The sequence below is a fragment of the Tabrizicola oligotrophica genome (genome assembly GCF_011008935.1).
In the GTDB taxonomy this organism is placed as follows: domain Bacteria; phylum Pseudomonadota; class Alphaproteobacteria; order Rhodobacterales; family Rhodobacteraceae; genus Tabrizicola_A; species Tabrizicola_A oligotrophica.
In genome coordinates this window covers 637,572-655,446 of the sequence record NZ_JAAIVJ010000001.1, presented here as the reverse complement: position 1 = coordinate 655,446, position 17,875 = coordinate 637,572, and the positions used below count along the sequence as shown (strand labels likewise).

16 protein-coding genes are annotated in these 17,875 nt (G+C 66.2%); 9 read left to right on the top strand and 7 right to left on the bottom strand.

Annotated elements, in window-relative coordinates; translation table 11 throughout:
- Positions 1-49 precede the first annotated feature (49 nt).
- A complete protein-coding gene (locus G4Z14_RS03165; protein WP_164623285.1) occupies positions 50-943 on the bottom strand; it encodes a fructose bisphosphate aldolase in 894 nt (297 codons plus the stop codon).
- Positions 944-1,060: 117 nt separating this feature from the next.
- A complete protein-coding gene (locus G4Z14_RS03160) occupies positions 1,061-2,251 on the bottom strand; it encodes a phosphoglycerate kinase (RefSeq protein ID WP_164623284.1) in 1,191 nt (396 codons plus the stop codon).
- A gap of 121 nt (positions 2,252-2,372) precedes the next feature.
- Between G4Z14_RS03160 and G4Z14_RS03155 the strand changes: the two genes are divergently transcribed.
- Together G4Z14_RS03155 and G4Z14_RS03150 are read left to right on the top strand one after the other, a co-directional pair.
- Positions 2,373-2,882 carry a peptidylprolyl isomerase gene (locus G4Z14_RS03155; RefSeq protein WP_164623283.1) on the top strand — a complete coding sequence of 170 codons (510 nt, stop codon included), beginning with the start codon at positions 2,373-2,375 and terminating at the stop codon, positions 2,880-2,882.
- A complete protein-coding gene (locus G4Z14_RS03150) occupies positions 2,872-3,429 on the top strand; it encodes a peptidylprolyl isomerase (protein ID WP_407703782.1) in 558 nt (185 codons plus the stop codon). The genes G4Z14_RS03155 and G4Z14_RS03150 overlap by 11 nt, the downstream gene beginning before the upstream one ends.
- Before the next feature lie 93 nt (positions 3,430-3,522).
- Here the strand turns inward: G4Z14_RS03150 and tyrS are convergent, their stop codons facing one another.
- Positions 3,523-4,773 (bottom strand): tyrosine--tRNA ligase, encoded by a 1,251-nt coding sequence (tyrS, locus tag G4Z14_RS03145; protein WP_164623282.1) that lies wholly within the window; start codon positions 4,771-4,773, stop codon positions 3,523-3,525.
- 60 nt (positions 4,774-4,833) lie between these two features.
- On the opposite strand from tyrS, the gene G4Z14_RS03140 reads away from it, so the two are divergent.
- Positions 4,834-5,949, top strand: coding sequence for an anhydro-N-acetylmuramic acid kinase (locus tag G4Z14_RS03140; protein ID WP_164623281.1), 1,116 nt, complete (start codon positions 4,834-4,836; stop codon positions 5,947-5,949).
- Between the two features lie 95 nt (positions 5,950-6,044).
- Here the strand turns inward: G4Z14_RS03140 and G4Z14_RS03135 are convergent, their stop codons facing one another.
- The 3 genes from G4Z14_RS03135 to mazG form a co-directional block, all read right to left on the bottom strand.
- The gene (locus tag G4Z14_RS03135; RefSeq protein WP_164623280.1) at positions 6,045-6,980 is read right to left on the bottom strand and encodes a nucleoside hydrolase; all 936 of its coding nucleotides are present in this window, start codon (positions 6,978-6,980) and stop codon (positions 6,045-6,047) included.
- Positions 6,981-7,090: 110 nt separating this feature from the next.
- A complete protein-coding gene (locus tag G4Z14_RS03130; RefSeq protein ID WP_164623279.1) occupies positions 7,091-8,092 on the bottom strand; it encodes a Fe(3+) ABC transporter substrate-binding protein in 1,002 nt (333 codons plus the stop codon).
- A 110-nt stretch (positions 8,093-8,202) separates the two neighbouring features.
- A complete protein-coding gene (gene mazG, locus G4Z14_RS03125) occupies positions 8,203-9,081 on the bottom strand; it encodes a nucleoside triphosphate pyrophosphohydrolase (RefSeq protein WP_164623278.1) in 879 nt (292 codons plus the stop codon).
- Positions 9,082-9,135: 54 nt separating this feature from the next.
- Here mazG and G4Z14_RS03120 point away from each other — a divergent pair, with 54 nt between their 5' ends.
- The 4 genes from G4Z14_RS03120 to G4Z14_RS03105 all read left to right on the top strand — a co-directional run bounded on the left by G4Z14_RS03120 (position 9,136) and on the right by G4Z14_RS03105 (position 13,858).
- Complete coding sequence (locus tag G4Z14_RS03120; protein WP_164623277.1) at positions 9,136-10,299, top strand: M20 aminoacylase family protein; 1,164 nt, start codon at positions 9,136-9,138, stop codon at positions 10,297-10,299.
- A gap of 119 nt (positions 10,300-10,418) precedes the next feature.
- The gene (locus tag G4Z14_RS03115) at positions 10,419-11,816 is read left to right on the top strand and encodes an aminotransferase (RefSeq protein WP_164623276.1); all 1,398 of its coding nucleotides are present in this window, start codon (positions 10,419-10,421) and stop codon (positions 11,814-11,816) included.
- A 639-nt stretch (positions 11,817-12,455) separates the two neighbouring features.
- Complete coding sequence (speB, locus tag G4Z14_RS03110) at positions 12,456-13,421, top strand: agmatinase (RefSeq protein ID WP_164623275.1); 966 nt, start codon at positions 12,456-12,458, stop codon at positions 13,419-13,421.
- On the top strand, positions 13,418-13,858 hold the full coding sequence (locus G4Z14_RS03105; protein WP_164623274.1) for a DUF1499 domain-containing protein: 441 nt from the start codon (positions 13,418-13,420) through the stop codon (positions 13,856-13,858). The genes speB and G4Z14_RS03105 overlap by 4 nt, the downstream gene beginning before the upstream one ends.
- 3 nt (positions 13,859-13,861) lie before the next feature.
- On the opposite strand, the gene G4Z14_RS03100 is transcribed toward G4Z14_RS03105, so the two are convergent.
- Positions 13,862-15,493 carry a calcium-binding protein gene (locus G4Z14_RS03100; RefSeq protein WP_164623273.1) on the bottom strand — a complete coding sequence of 544 codons (1,632 nt, stop codon included), beginning with the start codon at positions 15,491-15,493 and terminating at the stop codon, positions 13,862-13,864.
- Between the two features lie 272 nt (positions 15,494-15,765).
- Between G4Z14_RS03100 and G4Z14_RS03095 the strand changes: the two genes are divergently transcribed.
- Both G4Z14_RS03095 and G4Z14_RS03090 read left to right on the top strand, forming a co-directional pair.
- Complete coding sequence (locus G4Z14_RS03095) at positions 15,766-16,434, top strand: hypothetical protein (protein WP_164623272.1); 669 nt, start codon at positions 15,766-15,768, stop codon at positions 16,432-16,434.
- Between the two features lie 47 nt (positions 16,435-16,481).
- Positions 16,482-17,837 (top strand): outer membrane protein assembly factor BamB family protein, encoded by a 1,356-nt coding sequence (locus G4Z14_RS03090; RefSeq protein ID WP_227751482.1) that lies wholly within the window; start codon positions 16,482-16,484, stop codon positions 17,835-17,837.
- The last annotated feature ends 38 nt before the right edge of the window (positions 17,838-17,875 follow it).

Genomic DNA, 17,875 nt, shown 5'->3' with positions numbered 1-17,875 from the left:
TAGACGAATCACAAAGTGAATCCCCTAAAGCAGGGAATTCCCTGAATTTTCAGCCGGCGACCGAGGCCGCGTGAATGCTGGAAATCGCCGCGCCAAGCGCCGCGTCGAACTCGGCGTCCGATTGCTGGGCCGAAAGCCCCTCGGTCAGCGCCCGGCTGAACGAGGCGATGATGCCGCGGTTCCGCGCCAGAATGGCATTGGCTTCGTCGCGGGAATAGCCGCCCGACAGCGCCACCACCTTCAGCACCTTCGGGTGATCGACCAGCGGCGCATAGAAGTTCACCACCGTCGGTAGCGTCAGCTTCAGCATCACCGTCTCGCCCGCGGGCAGCGCGTCCAGCGCTTTCAGCAGGGCGTCGCGCAGCAGCGCCTCGGCCTCCACCTTGTCGGCGATCGAGATCGTCACTTCCGGCTCGATGATCGGCATCAGCCCCTTGGCCAGAACCTGCCGGCCGACGGCGAATTGCTGGTCCACCACCGCCTGAATGCCCTTGGCATTGGCCGCCGAAATGACCGAGCGCTCCTTGGTGCCATAGATCCCCGCCGCCACTGCCTTGTCGAGCAGCGCGTCCAGCGTCGGCATCGGCTTCATCACCTGGCAGCCGTCAACCTCGGCCTCCAGGCCCTTGTCGATCTTCAGGAACGGCACGACGCCGCGCTTGTCCCACAGGTAGGTGGCGGTCGGAATGCCGTCCACCGTCCGGTCCATGGTCTGCTCGAACAGGATGGCGCCCACCACCTTGTCGCCGGTGAAGGCGGGCGATTTGATGATGCGCGAGCGCATGGCATGGATCATGTCATACATCTCGGCCTCGCCGGAATAGGCGGTCTCCGGCACGCCATAAAGCCGCAGCGCCTTGGGGGTCGACCCCCCCGATTGATCGAGCGCCGCGATAAAGCCGTTGCCCTTTGCCACCCGTTCCGTCTGCTGCGCCTTGATCATCCGAACACCCGTTTTTGCATGATTTCCCGGCCAATAGCGCCTGAGGGCGCCGCTGGCAAATCTGATAGCGCGAACAGATCCTTGCCCTTGGAAGAAACTGTTCGCGCGCCGCCCGTCTCAGCCGTTCAGCGCCGCAACCCCCGGCAGCACCTTGCCTTCCATCCATTCGAGGAAAGCCCCGCCGGCGGTCGAGATGAAGGTGAACTCCGCCGCCGCCCCGGCCTGATTGAGCGCGGCCACCGTATCGCCGCCGCCCGCCACCGACACCAGCTTGCCGGCTTTGGTCAGGCTGGCGGCCACCTGCGCCGCCGCATCGGTCGCGGCGTTGAACGGCGCGATTTCAAAGGCGCCCAAGGGGCCGTTCCAGATCAGGGTGCGGCAGCTTTCGAACACGGCGGTCAGCGCCGCCACGGTCTGCGGCCCGGCGTCCAGAATCATCGCATCCGCCGGGCAGGCGCCCGCCGCCACGGTCTCATTCGCAGCCCCGGCCTTGAACTCGCGCGCCACCACCACGTCGACCGGCAGATGGATGCTGCACCCCGCCGCCTTGGCCTTGGCAAGGATCTCGCGGGCGGTGCCGGCCATGTCGCGCTCGGCCAGCGATTTGCCGACCTCGACCCCTTGGGCCACAAGGAAGGTGTTCGCCATGCCGCCGCCGATCACCAGATGGTCGACCTTGCCGACAAGATTGCCCAGAAGGTCGAGCTTGGTCGACACCTTGGCGCCGCCGACCACCGCCACCACCGGGCGCACCGGATTGCCAAGCGCCGCCTCCAGCGCCTTCAGTTCCGCCTCCATCAGCCGCCCCGCCGCCTTCGGCAAGAGCCGCGCGATGCCCTCGGTCGAGGCATGCGCCCGGTGCGCTGCCGAAAAGGCATCATTGACGAACACATCGCCCAAAGCCGCAAGTTCCGCCGCAAGGGCCGGATCATTCTTCTCCTCGCCGGCATGGAAGCGGGTGTTTTCCAAAAGCACCACATCGCCCTGTCCCGCCGCCGCGATGGCCGCCCGGGCCGTGGCCCCGATGCAATCGGCACCGAACACCACCCTGCGGCCAAGCGCGGCCGTCAGCGCCGCATGCACCTGACCAAGGCTCATCTCCGGCACCACCTTGCCCTTCGGCCGGTCGAAATGCGCCAGCAGCACCACCTTGCCGCCGCGCGCGATGATGTCCTCGACCGTCGGTTTGATCTTGTCGATCCGCGTGGTGTCGGTCACGCGGCCCGCCTCCATCGGCACGTTGATATCCACCCGGCACAGCACGGTCTTGCCTGCCAATGCCACATCATCCAGCGTGTTCCAGCCCATGCGGTCCTCCAAAGCTTTGCCTTCCTCTTTCCGCGCATTGCACCGCTTCGTCAACCACAACCCCTTTCCCTTTCAGCCCCGCGACATTAGGGTCGCGGCCAGAAAAATGGAGACCGCCCAGATGGCCGAGATCAAAGACCCCGAAAACACCATCATCCTGACGCTGAAAGACGGCGAAGTGGTGATCGAGCTGCTGAAGGACATCGCCCCCAAACATGCCGAGCGGATGAAGCAGCTCGCCCGCGACAAGGCCTATGACAACGTCGCCTTCCACCGGGTGATCGACGGCTTCATGGCCCAGACCGGCGACGTGGAAAACGGCAATATGGAAAAGGATTTCAACCTGCGCCGCGCCGGCACGGGCGGGTCGCAATATCCCGATCTGCCGGCGGAATTCTCGGGTATCCCGCATGACCGCGGCACGCTGGGCGCGGCGCGCTCGCAGAACCCGAATTCGGCCAACAGCCAGTTCTTCATCAACTTCAACGACAACCATTTCCTGAACCGCCAGTATACCGTCTACGGCCGGGTGATTGCGGGGATGGAGCATGTCGACAAGATCACCCGCGGCGAGCCGCCGATGTCGCCCGATCGCATGATCACTGTCCGGGTGGCCGCCGATGTTGCGTAAGTCTCTGATCGCTCTCGCCTTTGCTGCCTCGCCCGCCTTGGCCGAAGAAGTGGTCGACGGCCCCGGCCCCAACCTCGTGATCGAAGTTGCGGGCGCAGCCAACGGCCAGATCGTGATCGACATGGCCGATCACGTCGCCCCGAACCACGTCGCCCAGATGGTCGCGCTGGCCAAGTCCGGCGCCTATGACGGCGTGGTGTTCCACCGCGTGATCGACGGCTTCATGGCGCAGACTGGCGATGTGTCGAACGGCAAGACCGGGGGCGATCTGTCGATGGCCGGCACTGGCGGGTCGGACCTGCTCGACCTCAAGGCCGAGTTCTCCGACCTCGCCTTTGCCCGCGGTGTTGTCGGCATGGCCCGCGCGGCCAGCCCCGACAGCGCCAACAGCCAGTTCTTCATCATGTTCGATCAGGGCGATTTCCTGAACGGGCAATATACCGTTGTCGGCAAGGTGATTTCCGGCATGGAGGTGGTCGACGCCATCCAGCGCGGCGAGCCGCCGGAAACCCCGGACGTGATGACCAAGGTCACCGTGCAGGAATGATGCAAAAGGCCGGGGGAAACCCCGGCCTTTTCGTTTCTCGTCGGGCGCCGTCGACTTCTCCTCGCCACGACGAGCGACGAAGTCGACGAGGAGTTAGCCCAGAACCACCAAGGCATGCCGCTTCTTGCCCGCCGTCAGCTTCAAGGGCTGGCCCAGATCATCCGCGCCATAGCGCAGGCCGGCATCGGTGACGATCTCGTCATTCACCTTCGCCCCGCCCTCGGAAATCAGCCGCTTGGCCTCCTTGCCCGATGGCGCGAGCCCCGCCTTGACGAACAGCTGCACGATCCCCAGCCCCTCGGCCAGATCCGCCGCGCCGATGTGAACGGTCGGCAGGTCATCCCCCACGCCGCCCTTTTCAAACACCTCGCGCGCCGTGGCCTCTGCCGCCGCCGCCGCCTCTGCCCCGTGCAACAGCGTCGTGACCGCATTGGCCAGCACGATCTTCGCGCCGTTGATTTCGGCCCCCTGCAACGCCCCCAGCCGGTCGCATTCCGCCACCGGCAATTCGGTGTAAAGCTTCAGGAACCGCCCCACATCCGCGTCGGTCGTATTGCGCCAGAACTGCCAGAACTCATAGGCGCTGAACATGTCGCCATTCAGCCAGACCGCGCCCGACTGCGACTTGCCCATCTTCCTGCCGTCCGAAGTGGTCAGCAACGGCGAGGTCAGCCCGAAAACCTCATGGTCGATCACCCGGCGCGTCAGATCGACGCCGTTGACGATATTGCCCCACTGGTCGCTGCCGCCCATCTGGATCAGACAGCCATAGCGGCGGTTCAGTTCAAGGAAATCATAGGCTTGCAGGATCATGTAGTTGAATTCAAGGAACGAGAGGCTCTGCTCCCGGTCCAGCCGCGACTTCACGCTTTCGAAACTCAGCATCCGGTTGACCGAGAAATGCCGCCCGATCACCCGCAGAAACTCAAGGTAATTCAGCCCGTCCAGCCATTCGGCATTGTTGACCATGATCGCGTCATTCGGCCCATCGCCAAAGCGGACATAGGGCGAGAACGCCCGCTTGATCCCGGCGATGTTGTCGTCGATCTGGGCATTGGTCAGCAAGGGCCGCTCATCGGCGCGGAAGCTGGGATCGCCCACCTTGGTGGTGCCCCCGCCCATCAGCACGATCGGCTTGCCACCGCATTTCTGCAGCCAGCGCAGCATCATGATCTGGATCAGGCTGCCGACATGCAGCGACTTCGCCGTCGCGTCAAAGCCGATATAGCCCGGCACGACGCCCTTCACAAAAGCCTCGTCAAGCGCCTGATAATCGGTGCAATCAGCCACAAAGCCGCGCTCGAGCATCACACGCAGGAAATCGGATTTCGGATGGTAGGTCATGGCCGTCTCATGCTTTAAGGATGGCAGGGGTATAACGGGGCAGGCAGGGCAGGGGAAGGCATGAAAAAGGGCGGTAAGACCGGCCCGGTCTGGGCCTTGGGGGCGATGTCGGGGACTTCGCTCGATGGCGTCGATGCCGCCATGGTGCTGACCGATGGCGCGACGATCGCGGAATTCGGCCCCCATGCCTATCGCCCCTATACCGAGGCCGAACGCGCCACGATCCGCGCCGCCTTCGGCCAATGGCCCGGCGATCCTGCCGTGGCCGCCGCCGCCGAGGTGGTCGAGACCGCCCATGCCGAGCTCTTGTCCCGCTTCACCGGCGTCGAGCTGGCGGGTTTTCACGGCCAGACGCTGGCGCATGATCCGGCCGGGCGCGGCACCCACCAGTGCGGGGACGGCGCCGTGCTGGCCGAGGCACTTGGCCTGCCCGTAGTCTGGGATTTCCGCAGCACCGATGTCGCCATGGGCGGGCAGGGGGCGCCTCTGGCCCCGTTCTTCCACCATGCCTGCGCGCGCCTGATCGGCGCGGATGGCCCGCTTGCCTTTCTGAACCTCGGCGGAGTGGGCAATCTGACCTGGGTCGACCCCGCCATCGCCGAGCCGCACGCTCCCGGCGCGCTTTTGGCCTTCGACACTGGCCCGGCGAATGCCCCGGTCAACGACCTGATGCAGCGCCATTTCGCCAAGTCGCAGGATGAGGGCGGGGCCTTCGCGGCCACCGGCAAGGCCGACGCGGCGGCCATCGAGGCCTTTCTGCGTCATGCCTATTTCTTCCGGATGCCGCCCAAGTCTCTGGACCGGAACGACTTCACGCAAGCCCTTGCCGGGTTGGAAACTCTTGCCCCCAAAGATGCCGCCGCCACGCTGACCGCCATCGCTGCCGCCGCTGTCGCCAAGGGGGCCGAACATTTCCCGCGCCCGGTCAGCCGGCTGCTGGTCACCGGCGGCGGGCGGCACAACGCCACGATGATGCGCGAGCTTGGCCAGCGGCTCGACTGCCCGGTGGAGCCGGTCGAGGCGGCGGGCCTCGACGGCGACATGCTGGAAGCGCAGGCCTTTGCCTATCTGGCCGTCCGGGTGCTGCGCGGGCTGCCCACCTCTTGCCCCACGACCACCGGCGTTCCAGCCGCTGTCGGCGGCGGCCAGATCAGCCGGCCAGATCAGCCAGCCTGAGTGATCTTGCCCGAGCCTTGGTGAACCCGCGCCGCTGGCGCGGAACTACCCACCCTACGGGGTGTGGGATGGGTGATTCACCCACCTCCGGTGCCTCACAACCGCCCGATCCGCTCGGTCAGCAGCGCAAAGAACCCGTCCGCATCGACCGAGCCGACAAACAGCGCGTTCGCCGACCGTCCCGTCACGCCCCACCAGTCGGCCACCGTCATGCCCAGCGTCAATTCCGACCGGGTCTCGATTTCCACATTGATGTGCCGCCCCTTGAACAGCCCCGGTTGCAAAAGATAGGCGATCACCGTCGGATCATGCAAAGGCCCGCCGTCGCTGCCGTATTTCTCCATGTCGTAGCGCTCGAAGAACTCCAGCCATTCGGCGCAGACCCGGCCAACCTCGGTGCCCAAAGCGCGGAACCGCTCCACCCGCGCCCGTGTGGTCAGCGCCTTGTGGGTGACATCCAGCGGCATCACCACCAGCGGAATGCCGGATCTGAACACGATTTCCGCCGCTTCCGGGTCAACGTAGATGTTGAACTCGGCGGTGGGCGTCACGTTGCCGACCTCGAAATAGGCCCCGCCCATCAAGACGATCTGGCCGACCCGGCCGACAATGTCGGGGGCCTTTTCAAAGGCCGTGGCGATATTGGTCAGTGGCCCAAGCGGGCACAGCGTCACTGTATGCGCCGGCTCGCGCCGCAGGGTCTCGATCAGGAAATCGACGGCATGCTCGGGTTGCAAGGCCATGACCGGATCGGCCAGCTGCGGGCCATTGAGGCCGGTCTGGCCATGGACATATTCCGCCGTCACCAGCTTGCGCTTCATCGGGCGGTCGCAGCCGGCATAGACCCGCGTGTCGGTCTTGCCGGCCAGCTCGCAGATGATCCGGGCGTTCCTTTCGGTGAAATGCAAGGGCACGTTGCCCGCCACCGCCGTCACCCCCAAAACCTCGAGCTCGGGACTGGCCAGCGCCAGCAGGATGGCAAAGGCGTCGTCCTGACCGGGGTCGGTGTCGATGATGATCTTGCGGGCCATGCTGGTCTCCCTCCTGCGTCGAAGCGTCTTGCTAGCGCATCCTTGTCCATCCGGTCAAAGAAAAAGGGGGCCGCGCCCGGCCCCCTTCCGCTGCTCCGATCCTTGCCGGATCAGTTGTCGAAATCAACCGTCTCGATCAGCTTCAGCGCCTCGGCGCGCTTGGCGGCGACATCGGCCAAGGGCAGCGCGTCGGGGGTGAACTCGCCCCAGCTTGCCACCAGAGCCGACCGCTCCACACCCGGCTTCACCGGGAATTCGTGGTTGGTCTCGGCATAGATCTTCTGCGCCGCATCCGAGGTCAGCCATTCCATCAGCTTCAGCGCGGCGTCCTTGTTCGGCGCCGATTTGGTCATGGCAATGCCCGAGATGTTCATGTGGGTGCCGCCGGCCTCGAAGGTCGGGAACACCACGTTCACGCTTTCGGCCCAGGCCTTCTGCTCGGCATCGGCCAGCATCTGGCCCATGTAATAGGTGTTGCCGACCGCGATGTCGCATTCGCCGGCCCAGATCGCCTTGACCTGATCGCGGTCGCCGCCATCGGGCTTGCGGGCGAGGTTGGCCTTGACGCCCTGCAGCCAGGCTTCGGTATAGGCCGCGTCATGATGCGCCAGAACAGCCGAGGTCAGCGCGACGTTATAGTCATGCGTGCCCGAGCGGGTGCAGATCCGGCCCTTCCACTTGTCGCTGGCCAGATCCTCATAGGTGGTCACTTCGCCCGGCTGTACCCGGTCTTTCGAGGCATAGATGATGCGGGCGCGGGCGGTCAGGCCGAACCACTGGTCGGCCGGGTCGCGGTATTCGGCCGGAATGTTGGCTTCCAGCACGTCCGATTGCACCGGCTGGGTGACGCCAGCCTCGACCACTTGCAGCAGCCGCGCGATGTCGACCGTCAGCACCAGATCGGCGGGCGAGCGGTCGCCCTCGGCCTGCAGCCGCTCCACCATGCCCTTGTCGACGAAGGCCACGTTGACCGTGATGCCGGTTTCCGCGGTGAAGGCGTCGATCAGCGGCTGGATCAGTTCGGGCTGGCGGTGCGAGTAGACGTTCACTTCCTCGGCCAGCGCCGGAAGGGCGGTCGAGACAAGGGCGAGGGCGGCAAGGGAAAGGCGCATTGCTTGAGTCCTTTGGTCAGGTTTTCTGGCGCCCGCTTTGCCTGACTCTTTTGCTTGGGTCAATACCTGACTAAAACAATTTGCTATCGCGCCCGCGCTTTCATACTGGCTTAAATATCCCCGCCGGAGGCTCCGCCCGCGGCCCCGGACACCGCCGCCTGCCGCGCCTTGTCCTCGGCCTTGGCCCGATTCCAGAGCGCATCCATCTCCGCCAGATCGCTCCCGGATGGGGCCTTGCCCGCTTCGGCCAGCCAGTCCTCGATCCGGCCGAACCGCCGGGTGAACTTGGCATTGGCGGCGCGCAGCGCGGCCTCGGGGTCCAGCTTCATATGCCGGGCCAGATTGGCCATCACGAACAGAAGATCACCAAATTCCTCAAAGACCTGCGCCGCGCCATGGTGTTCGCGCGCCTCGACAAGCTCCGCCATTTCCTCGCGCAGCTTGGCCAGCACCTCATCGGTCGAGGGCCAGTCAAACCCCACCCGCGCCGCCCGGTTCTGCAGCTTCACCGCCCGCGTCAGCGCCGGCAGCCCCATCGCCACCCCATCGAGCACCCGCGCGCCCGAACCGTTCGCGCCGCGCTCGGCGGCCTTGATCCTTTCCCAGTCGGCGGTCTGCTGCTGGGCGGTTTTGTCGCGGCTCTCCTCGCCAAAGACATGCGGGTGGCGGGCCACCATCTTGTCGGCAATCGCCCTGACCACGGTGTCGAAACCGAAAAGCCCGGCGTCCTGCGCCATCTGCGCGTGATAGACCACCTGAAACAGCAGGTCCCCCAGCTCGCCCGGCAACTCGGCCCAGGCCTGCCGCTCGATCACGTCGGCCACCTCATGCGCCTCTTCCAGCGTATAGGGGGCGATGCTGGCAAAGCTCTGCTCGATGTCCCACGGACAGCCCGTTGCCGGGTCGCGCAGCCGGGCCATGATCTCCAGCAGGCGCGGCATTCCGCCCATGGGGTCGTGAACGAGACGGTCCGAGTCGGTGAGGGCCATTGCCGTTTTCCCGGTTTTGCGTTTTGATCAAAGGCCAGACAAAGGAGTCACCCCATGCCCGTCCTGAACCGTATCGCAGCCTATGCCGAAGAAATGAAGGGCTGGCGGCGGCATCTGCACATGCACCCAGAGCTGGCCTTCGATTGCCACGACACCGCCGCCTTCATCGTGGAGCGCCTGAAAGAGATCGGGGTGGACGAAATTCACACCGGCATTGCCAGGACCGGCATCGTCGCCATCATCAACGGGCAGGGGGCAGGCCCGACGATCGGCCTGCGCGCCGACATGGACGCCCTGCCGATCGAGGAAATCACCGGGGCGGCCTATGCCTCCACCATCCCCGGCAAGATGCATGCCTGCGGCCATGACGGCCATGTGACCATGCTTCTGGGCGCGGCCAAGTATCTGGCCGAGACCCGGAAATTCTCCGGCCGCGTCGCGCTCCTGTTCCAGCCGGCCGAGGAAGATGGCGGCGGCGGGCAGGTCATGGTGCAGGAAGGCGTGATGGACCGCTTCGCCGTGACTCAAGTCTACGGCATCCACAACGCCCCGAACATTCCCTTCGGCCAGTTCCTGACCACGCCCGACGCGCTGATGGCCTCGGTCGACACCGCCTTTGTCTATCTGACCGGCAAGGGCGGCCATGGCGCCACGCCGCATGAATGCGTCGATCCGGTGGTGGCGGTCGTGGGCATGGTGCAGGCGATCCAGACCATCATCCCACGCAACGTCTATGCGCTGGACGAGGCGGTGGTTTCGGTGACGCAGATCCACACCGGCACGGCCTCGAATATCATCCCCGAGGAGGCGATGTTCTGCGCCACCATTCGCTGCTTCAAACCCGATGTCCGGGCGCTGCTGAAAAAGCGCTTCCACGAGATCGTTGAGGGCCACGCCGCCGCCTATGGCGTGACCGCTCGTATCGACTATGACTGGGGCTATCCGGCCACCATCAACCACGCCGATAACGCCGCCTTCGCCTGCGAAGTGGCGGCCGAGGTGGTGGGCGAGGGGCTGGTCAACGGCAACTCGGTGCGCGAAATGGGGTCCGAGGATTTCTCCTACATGCTGGAATCCCGCCCCGGCGCCTATCTGTTCCTTGGCACCGGTCCGGGGGCTGGTCTGCATCACGCCGCCTATGATTTCAACGACGAAGCCGCCCCCATCGGCGCCAGCTTCTTCGCGCGTCTGGTGGAGCGCGCCCAGCCGCTCGCCTGAGGCCCCCCATCCCGCACGGCAAAGGCGGCAGACCCCGGTCTGTCGCCTTTTTTGATCAAAACTCTGGATTTTGCCGCGCGGCTCTGCTATTCCGGTCTCATATTGACTGGAGATTCAAAATGAATGTGCCGCAGATCCTGACCAACGCCACCCCCTGGACCCTGGACCACGACCATGCCGTTCACCCTTGGGTCAACTTCGGGGCCTTTGAACGCGACGGCTCTCTCGTCCTGACCAGAGGAGAGGGCTGTCATGTCTGGGACGCCGCCGGCACGCGCTATTTCGATGCCATCGGCGGCATGTGGTGTACGAATGTCGGGCTGGGCCGGGCCGAAATGGCGCAGGCCATGGCCGATCAGGCGATGAAGCTCGCCTATACCAACTATTTCTGCGACGTGACCTCGGACACCACGGCACTTCTGGCGGGCAAGCTGGCCGCGCTGGCGCCGGGGGATCTGAACCGGGTCTTCTTCACCACCGGCGGCTCGACCGCGGTGGAAACCGCCATCCGCACCGTGGCCTATTACCACCATTGCAAGGGCAATCCGCAAAAGACCGGCATCGTGGCGCGGGAGAATTCCTACCACGGTTCGACCTACCTGACCCAATCGGTCGGCAAGCGCAACGGCGACCGGGTGGAGGAATTCCGCTACCAGTCCGAGGGTATCTACCACCTCTCCTCGCCCTACCTCTACCGCCGCCCGGCCCATCTGACCGAGGCGCAGTTCTGCGACCAGCTGATCGCCGAGTTCGAGGCCCTGATCGCCCGCGAAGGCGCTGACCGCATCGGCGGTTTCATCGCCGAACCGATCCAGGCGTCGGGCGGCATCATCGTGCCGCCCGCCGGCTATCTGCAACGCATGTGGGAGGTCTGCCAGCGCCACGACATCCTGTTCATCGCCGATGAGGTGGTGACCTCGTTCGGCCGTCTCGGCCACTGGTTCGCCTCGTGGGACGAGTTCGGGGTCATGCCCGACATGATCGCCACGGCCAAGGGCCTGACCTCGGGCTATGTGCCGCTTGGCGCGCTGCTGCTGTCGGACCGCATCTGGGCGGTGATGGCTGAAGGTGGCCAGCGCTGGTTCACCACCGGCTTCACCTATTCCGGCCACCCGGTTTCCTGCGCGGTGGCCTTGAAGAACATCGAGATCATGGAACGCGAGGATCTTCTGGGCAACGCCGCCCGGGTCGGGGCCTATTTCGAAACCCGGCTGGCCGAACTGTCCGCCCTGCCGCTGGTCGGTGACGTGCGGGGCCGCAAGCTGATGCTCTGCGTGGAATCGGTGGCGGACAAGGAGAGCAAGGCACTCCTGCCCGACGAGGCAAACGAGAGCAAACGCATCTCCGCCACCGCCGAGGCCATGGGCCTGATGGTGCGCCCGCTTGGCCACCTGAACGTGATGAGCCCGGCGCTGACGATCACGGAAGGGCAGGTCGATTTCGTGGTGGAAACGCTGGGCAAGGCCATCGCCCGGGTGACGGACGATCTGGTGCGGGAGGGGTATCGGCTGGGGTAGGGTGCGGTCCCATGCATCATACGCCCCCGAGGGAATGTAGGGCGGGCTTCAGCCCGCCGAGAAGAGTCGGGCTGAAGTCCGACCTACACTTGTGCCGAAAAGCCCGGAATCAAGGCGCTTGCGCCGCCGGGTATGCCATTGGTTTCGCCATTGGTTCGAGAAACCAATGGCATGGCCCGACCTCCCCCCGGGAGGGCGCGTTTGCGCCGTTCGCCGCTAGAACTCCGGTAGGATTGGCTGAACCATAAACCGCCTGGAACGGTGGTTGGAGCGCCATCCCGAGGTCGGGCGCGGCCCTGTGGGGGATGAGATGAACGGAATGCTTCCCCGATGTGCGCCGGGGCGGGGCCTTGCAGGGCAGGCTTCCGCCCGCAGTGAAACAGCCATGCGGAGTCGGGCGGAATGCCGACCTGCGCGCTCCGCTTGCCCCACCCTCTGCTGACTTGCGCTGCAAAAGGCCGGAAGCAAGAGCGACGCCCGCCGGGCCGGCTCATATGTCAGGCGGCTGGGAAATGCCCCCGGGAAACGGCCCCCTTGACACCCCCACCCCCCACCTGCCACCCTCGCGCCTGCCCATGCGATCCGCGGCGTCTCCGGGGCTTTTCATAACGACGACGCGACCCAAATCCCGAGATATCCATGGCACTCGAAGACGCCAAGACGCAGGTCGATACTGCGTTCACCCGCAAGGGCCTGCGTGGCCTTGCATTTGAAAACGCCTTTGCCGGCGCAACCTCGTTCCTGCGGCGCAGCTACACCAAGGACTTGACGGGGGTGGATCTGGCCATCACCGGCGTGCCCTTCGATCAGGCGGTGACGCACCGCACCGGCACCCGCTTTGGCCCGCGCGCCATCCGCGAGGCGAGCGCGCTGCAGGCCTTTGATCCGCCCTATGGCTGGCCGACCAACCCGCTCGAAGACATGAACATCATCGATTATGGCGATGTCGCCTTCGACTATGCCCATACGCCCAGCTTTCCCGGCCTTGTCACCGACCATATCCGCACCATCCTGACCGCCGGGGCAGGGACGGTGACGCTGGGGGGAGATCATTTCATCACCCTGCCGATCCTGCGCGCCTATGCCGAGAAATACGGGCCGATGTCGGTGATCCATTTCGACGCCCATTCCGACCTTTGGGCCGATGATGACATGGACCGCATCGACCACGGGACGTTCTTCTACAAGGCGGTGAAATCCGGGGTGATCGACCCGAAAACCAGCGTCCAGATCGGCATCCGCACGGCCTGCGACGACTATCTCGGGGTGGATTACATCGACGCCCGCACTGTGCATGAAAAGGGCAGCGCGCATGTGGTGGCGCGGGCGAAGGAGATCGTCGGCAACCGCCCGACCTATGTGACCTTCGACATCGACTGCCTTGATCCGTCGGTCGCTCCCGGCACCGGCACTCCGGTCTGGGGGGGGCTGCACAGCTGGCAGGCCGCAGCCTGCCTGCGCGATCTCGCCGGCATCAACATGGTGGGCGGCGACATCGTCGAGGTCTCGCCGGCCTATGACACCACCGGCGCGACGGCGATTGCCGGGGCGCATGTGGCCCATGAGCTGATCTGCCTTTACCACTGGGCCAAAACCCGCAGATGAGCTGCAGCCGGGGGCTTCTGGTCCTGCTGCTGGCCGGGCTGTTCGGCCTGGCCGCCTATGTGCGGCTAGCCCCAGACGACCCGGCGCGCTGGCATGTGGCCCTGGCCGAAATCGCGGGCGAGGCGGAGGCCGTCTCGCCCGTGATACGACAGGTGCCGGGCGGGGCGGTGGCCTTCCTGCCTGCCGCCGACCCGGCAGCGGCGCTCGCCCGACTGGCGGAGGTGGCCGAAGCCAGCCCCCGCACTCGCAGGCTTGCCGGCAGCCTTGACGAGGGCCGCATCACTTGGATCGCGCGGTCGCAGCTGATCGGCTTTCCCGATTACATCAGTGCCGAAACCACCGACCGCGGCCTGCGGATCTGGTCGCGGCAACGCTATGGCCGCGGCGATCTTGGCGTGAACCTGCGGCGGCTGACCGATTGGCTGGGGCGGATGTGAGGCTCACCCCGCCGCGACCAATGCCAGATCCGCGGCCGTCAACCCGGTCGCGCCGGTGACATGGGTCAAAGGCTCGCCGTTGAAGGTGATGACGGCATAAGCGCTCATCGGCCCCATCAGGACGGCGACAGTCGGGGCAATCTCGATCATGTCCTGATCGTAGATCCGGTCATAGTGAATCTCGATCCGGTCGGTGTCCGCGTCATAGTCGTGCAGGGTGGCAACGGCCGCAGCTCCGGCATTGGTCGCGGCGTCCAGCCAGAAGATGTCCGCGCCCGTGCCGCCAAGGCCAAGATCGCCCCTGCCCAAGAGCAGCAGGTCATCGCCGTCGCCCCCCGACAGGCTGTCGGCGCCGTCGATCACCGCCTCGCTGCCCCCCGCGGCATCGGCGTGACCGCCCGAGAGGATGTCATTGCCACCACCACCCCAGAGACGGTCGACCCCGTCGCCGCCGGTCAGCCGGTCCGCGCCAAGCCCGCCGAACAGGGCGTCATTGCCACCGTCGCCCGCCAGCGCGTCGTCGCCGTCATCGCCCTTGAGCGTGTCATCGCCGGTCTCGCCCGCCAATGTGTCGGACCCGCCGTCGCCCAAGAGCGAATCCTCGCCCGCCGCGCCAAGTGCGGCATCGTCGCCGGCGCCGAAGCGGCCATAGTCATCGCCCGCGCTGCCGGCTGCCCTGTCGTCCGCCGCGCTGCCGGGCAGGGTGGCGTCAAAATCCTCGGGGCGATAGCCGGTGTCGGTGTCGCCATCGGGCAGCAAGCTGATGTCGGCGGCGGTGAGGCCGGTGACGCCTTCGACTACGGCGACGACCGCGCCATCCAGAAGGACAAGGCTCGACAGCCCATCCTCGCTGAGCTGCACCTCCAGTTCGGGGGTCAGCGGCAGTGAACTGTCCGGGTCGATCTGGGGATCATACTGCAGCACGAGGCTGTCCTCGCCGGCCCGGTAGTCGGTGATCGTGAAGGGGCCGTTGCCATCGTGCCAGCGCGCGTCCATCTCGAAACGGTCCGCCCCCTCGCCGCCGGTGGCACTGTCGCCGCGGCCAAGGATCAACCGGTCGTCGCCCGTGCCGCCGAACATCTGGTCAGCCCCATCGGCGCCGCTCAGCGAGCCGCTCGCGCCGCCAAGCTGCGAGAAGCCCGAAATCACGTCATTGCCCTCGCCGCCCGCCAGAATGTCCGACCCGGCCCCGCCGGTCAGCAGGTCTTCCCCGGTCTCGCCGGCAAGACTGTCATGGTCAGCCCCGCCGTCCAGCCAGTCATCGCCGCCGCCCCCAAGCGCAAGGTCGGCGCCACTGGCCCCGGCCACGCTGTCATTGCCGTCCTGCGCCGCGATGAGATCATTGCCCGCCCCCATGTCGGCGCGGTCATCGCCGCGGCCCAGATCGGCAAAATCCGCGCCGTCCGAGGCGGTCAGCGCGTCGTTGCCGCCTTCCATGAACCACGCGAGGTTGTCGGCATCCGCCGTGACCTCGTCATCCGCATCGCCAAGCCGGTCGGTGCGGTCATAGGCCTCGCGGTCATAAAGCGAATCCTCCTCCAACCGGGGGCCAGCGCTTTCCTCGGTGTCCAAGGCAAAGCTGGCACCGAAAGCCCCGAGAAACAGCAGAAAATTGGCAATCGTTGCGACGTCCATACAGGACTCTCCGGGTGACACGGCATCAATCCAGCTTGTCGCAAGCGAATATGGCCCCAGATGGGCGCAAATCCGCCCTTCGCCCGACCTGAACCCGGCCCACCCGCCAAGGATTGATGCGCCAAGCGCGGGGCGAGGGCTTGGCGCGCGGCAGCAAGCCTTGTAAGACAGGGCAAGAGAACGGACTGTCGCGGTGGTTTCACGCCCGGCCGGCCCGAGAAAAGGAATGCGGGCCGGGCTGTCGCAAGGCCCGTGCCAAGGAGAGGCCCAAGGTGAGCAATCCCGACAGTTTCATCGAAGAGGTGACCGAAGAGGTGCGCCGCGACCGGTTGTTTGCGGCCTTCCGCAAATATGGCTGGGTCGGCGGGCTGGTGGTTCTGGCCATCGTCGGCGGCGCGGGCTGGAACGAATGGCAGAAGGCCAGGGCCGAGGCGCGCGCGCAAGGCTTCGGCGATGCCATGCTCGAGGCGCTGGACACCGGCGGCGCGGTGGAACGCCGCGACGCCATGGCGGCGGTGCCTGCGGACGGCGAACAGCTTGCCATCCGGGCGTTGATGCTGGCCTCCGACCCGGACGAGGACAAGGCTGCGGCGCTGACCGCGCTCGAGGCGCTGATCGCCGATGCCGCCCAGCCCGAGATCTACCGCGACATGGCGCAGTTGCGCCGGGTGATGGTGGCGGGGGCTGATCTGCCGCTGGCCGACCGCCGCGCCGCACTGGAAGGCATTTCCGCCCCCGGTCGCGCCTTCCGCACGCTGGCTGCCGAACAACTCGCCTATCTGCTGATCGAAGAAGGCAAGACGGACGAGGCGATTGCCGCCCTGACTGCGCTCATGCAGGATCAGGAAGCACCGCAAGGCCTGCGCGGCCGGGCGGGGCAGGTGATTACCGCTCTGGGGGGAAGCCTTCCCGACGCGGCGGCACCTGCCGATCAGGGCTAAGGGGAAAGGCGGCACTCATGGCGTTCGGGCAGGCGGGGAAGGTTTCGATGGCTGGTTTCATGCGTCCGGTTCTGGGGGTTTCGCTTCTGGCGCTCAGCCTTGCCGCCTGCGAAAAGGAAGTGATCCTTGAAGGCGAGCGGTTTGACGTGCGCACCCCGCTCGCGGCCTCACTCCCGACGGAAGAGCAGCCCGACCCGCAGGCCGAAGCCCTGCTGCCGCAAAACGAATCCCGTCCGATCGCACTGCCCGGCGCGGTGGCCAATGCCGAATGGACCCATCGCGGCGGCTCGGCCCAGCATTCCGGCCCGCATGCCGCGCTCTCGGCTGCGCCGCAGCGGCTGTGGTCGGCCGCGATCGGCACCGGCAATTCGCGCCGCAACCGGCTGACTGCGGCTCCGGTGGTCGCCGGCGGTCGGGTGTTTGCCATGGATGCTCATGCGCAGGTGACGGCGCTGTCGACTGCCGGCAAGGCGCTGTGGACCGCCGATCTGCGCGCCGAGTTCGACCGCAACGCTTCGGAAGTGTCGGGCGGCGGTCTGGCTGCACAGGGCGGGCAGGTCTTTGTCACCACCGCCTATGGCGAACTGGCGGCGCTGGATGCCGCGACCGGGGCCGTGCAGTGGCGCCAGCGCTTCGATGCTCCGGTGATCGGCGCCCCGACGGTCGAGGGCAACACGGTTTACGCCACCGCGCGTGATGGTTCGGCGCTGGCGGTGGATGCCGCCAATGGCAAGATGCGCTGGAACGCCAGCGGCACGCGTGCGGCCTCCGGCATGGTCGGCACCGGCTCGCCGGCGGCGGGCAATGGCATGGCGGTCTTTCCCTTTGCCGCCGGCGAGATTGCGGCGATCAACACCGAAGATGGCACCAGAACCTGGGGCGCGGCGATTGCGGGCCAGCGTCTGGGCCGGGCTTTCGCCTCGGGCATGGGCGATCTGACCGGCGATCCGGTGCTGTCAGGCGGCGTGGTCTACGTCGGTTCGGCGGCCGGGCGCACCGCGGCCTTCGATGCCACTACCGGCCAGCGGCTCTGGACGGCGACCGAAGGCGCGGCAAATCCGCCGCTGGTGGTGGGCGGCTCGGTCTTCGTCGTCAATGACGAAGCCAAGCTGGTGCGGCTTGACGCCGGCACCGGCGCGGTGATCTGGGCGGTGCAGATGCCCTATTTCAAGGCGGAAAAGCCGAAGAAATTCAAGGAAATCACCGCACATTACGGCCCCGTTCTGGCGGGCGGCCGCGTGGCAGTGGTCTCGTCGGACGGTGGCATCCGGCTGTTCAACCCGGCCGATGGCGCGCTGGTCGGCACGGGCGAGATTCCGGGCGGCGCGGCAGCGCCTGCCGCTCTGGCCGGGGGGATGCTGTTTGTCGTCGGCGGAAACGGGCAACTTCACGCTTTCCGTTGAAGGCAAAGCCCTGTAAGGGGGGCGGCTTGAGAGAAACG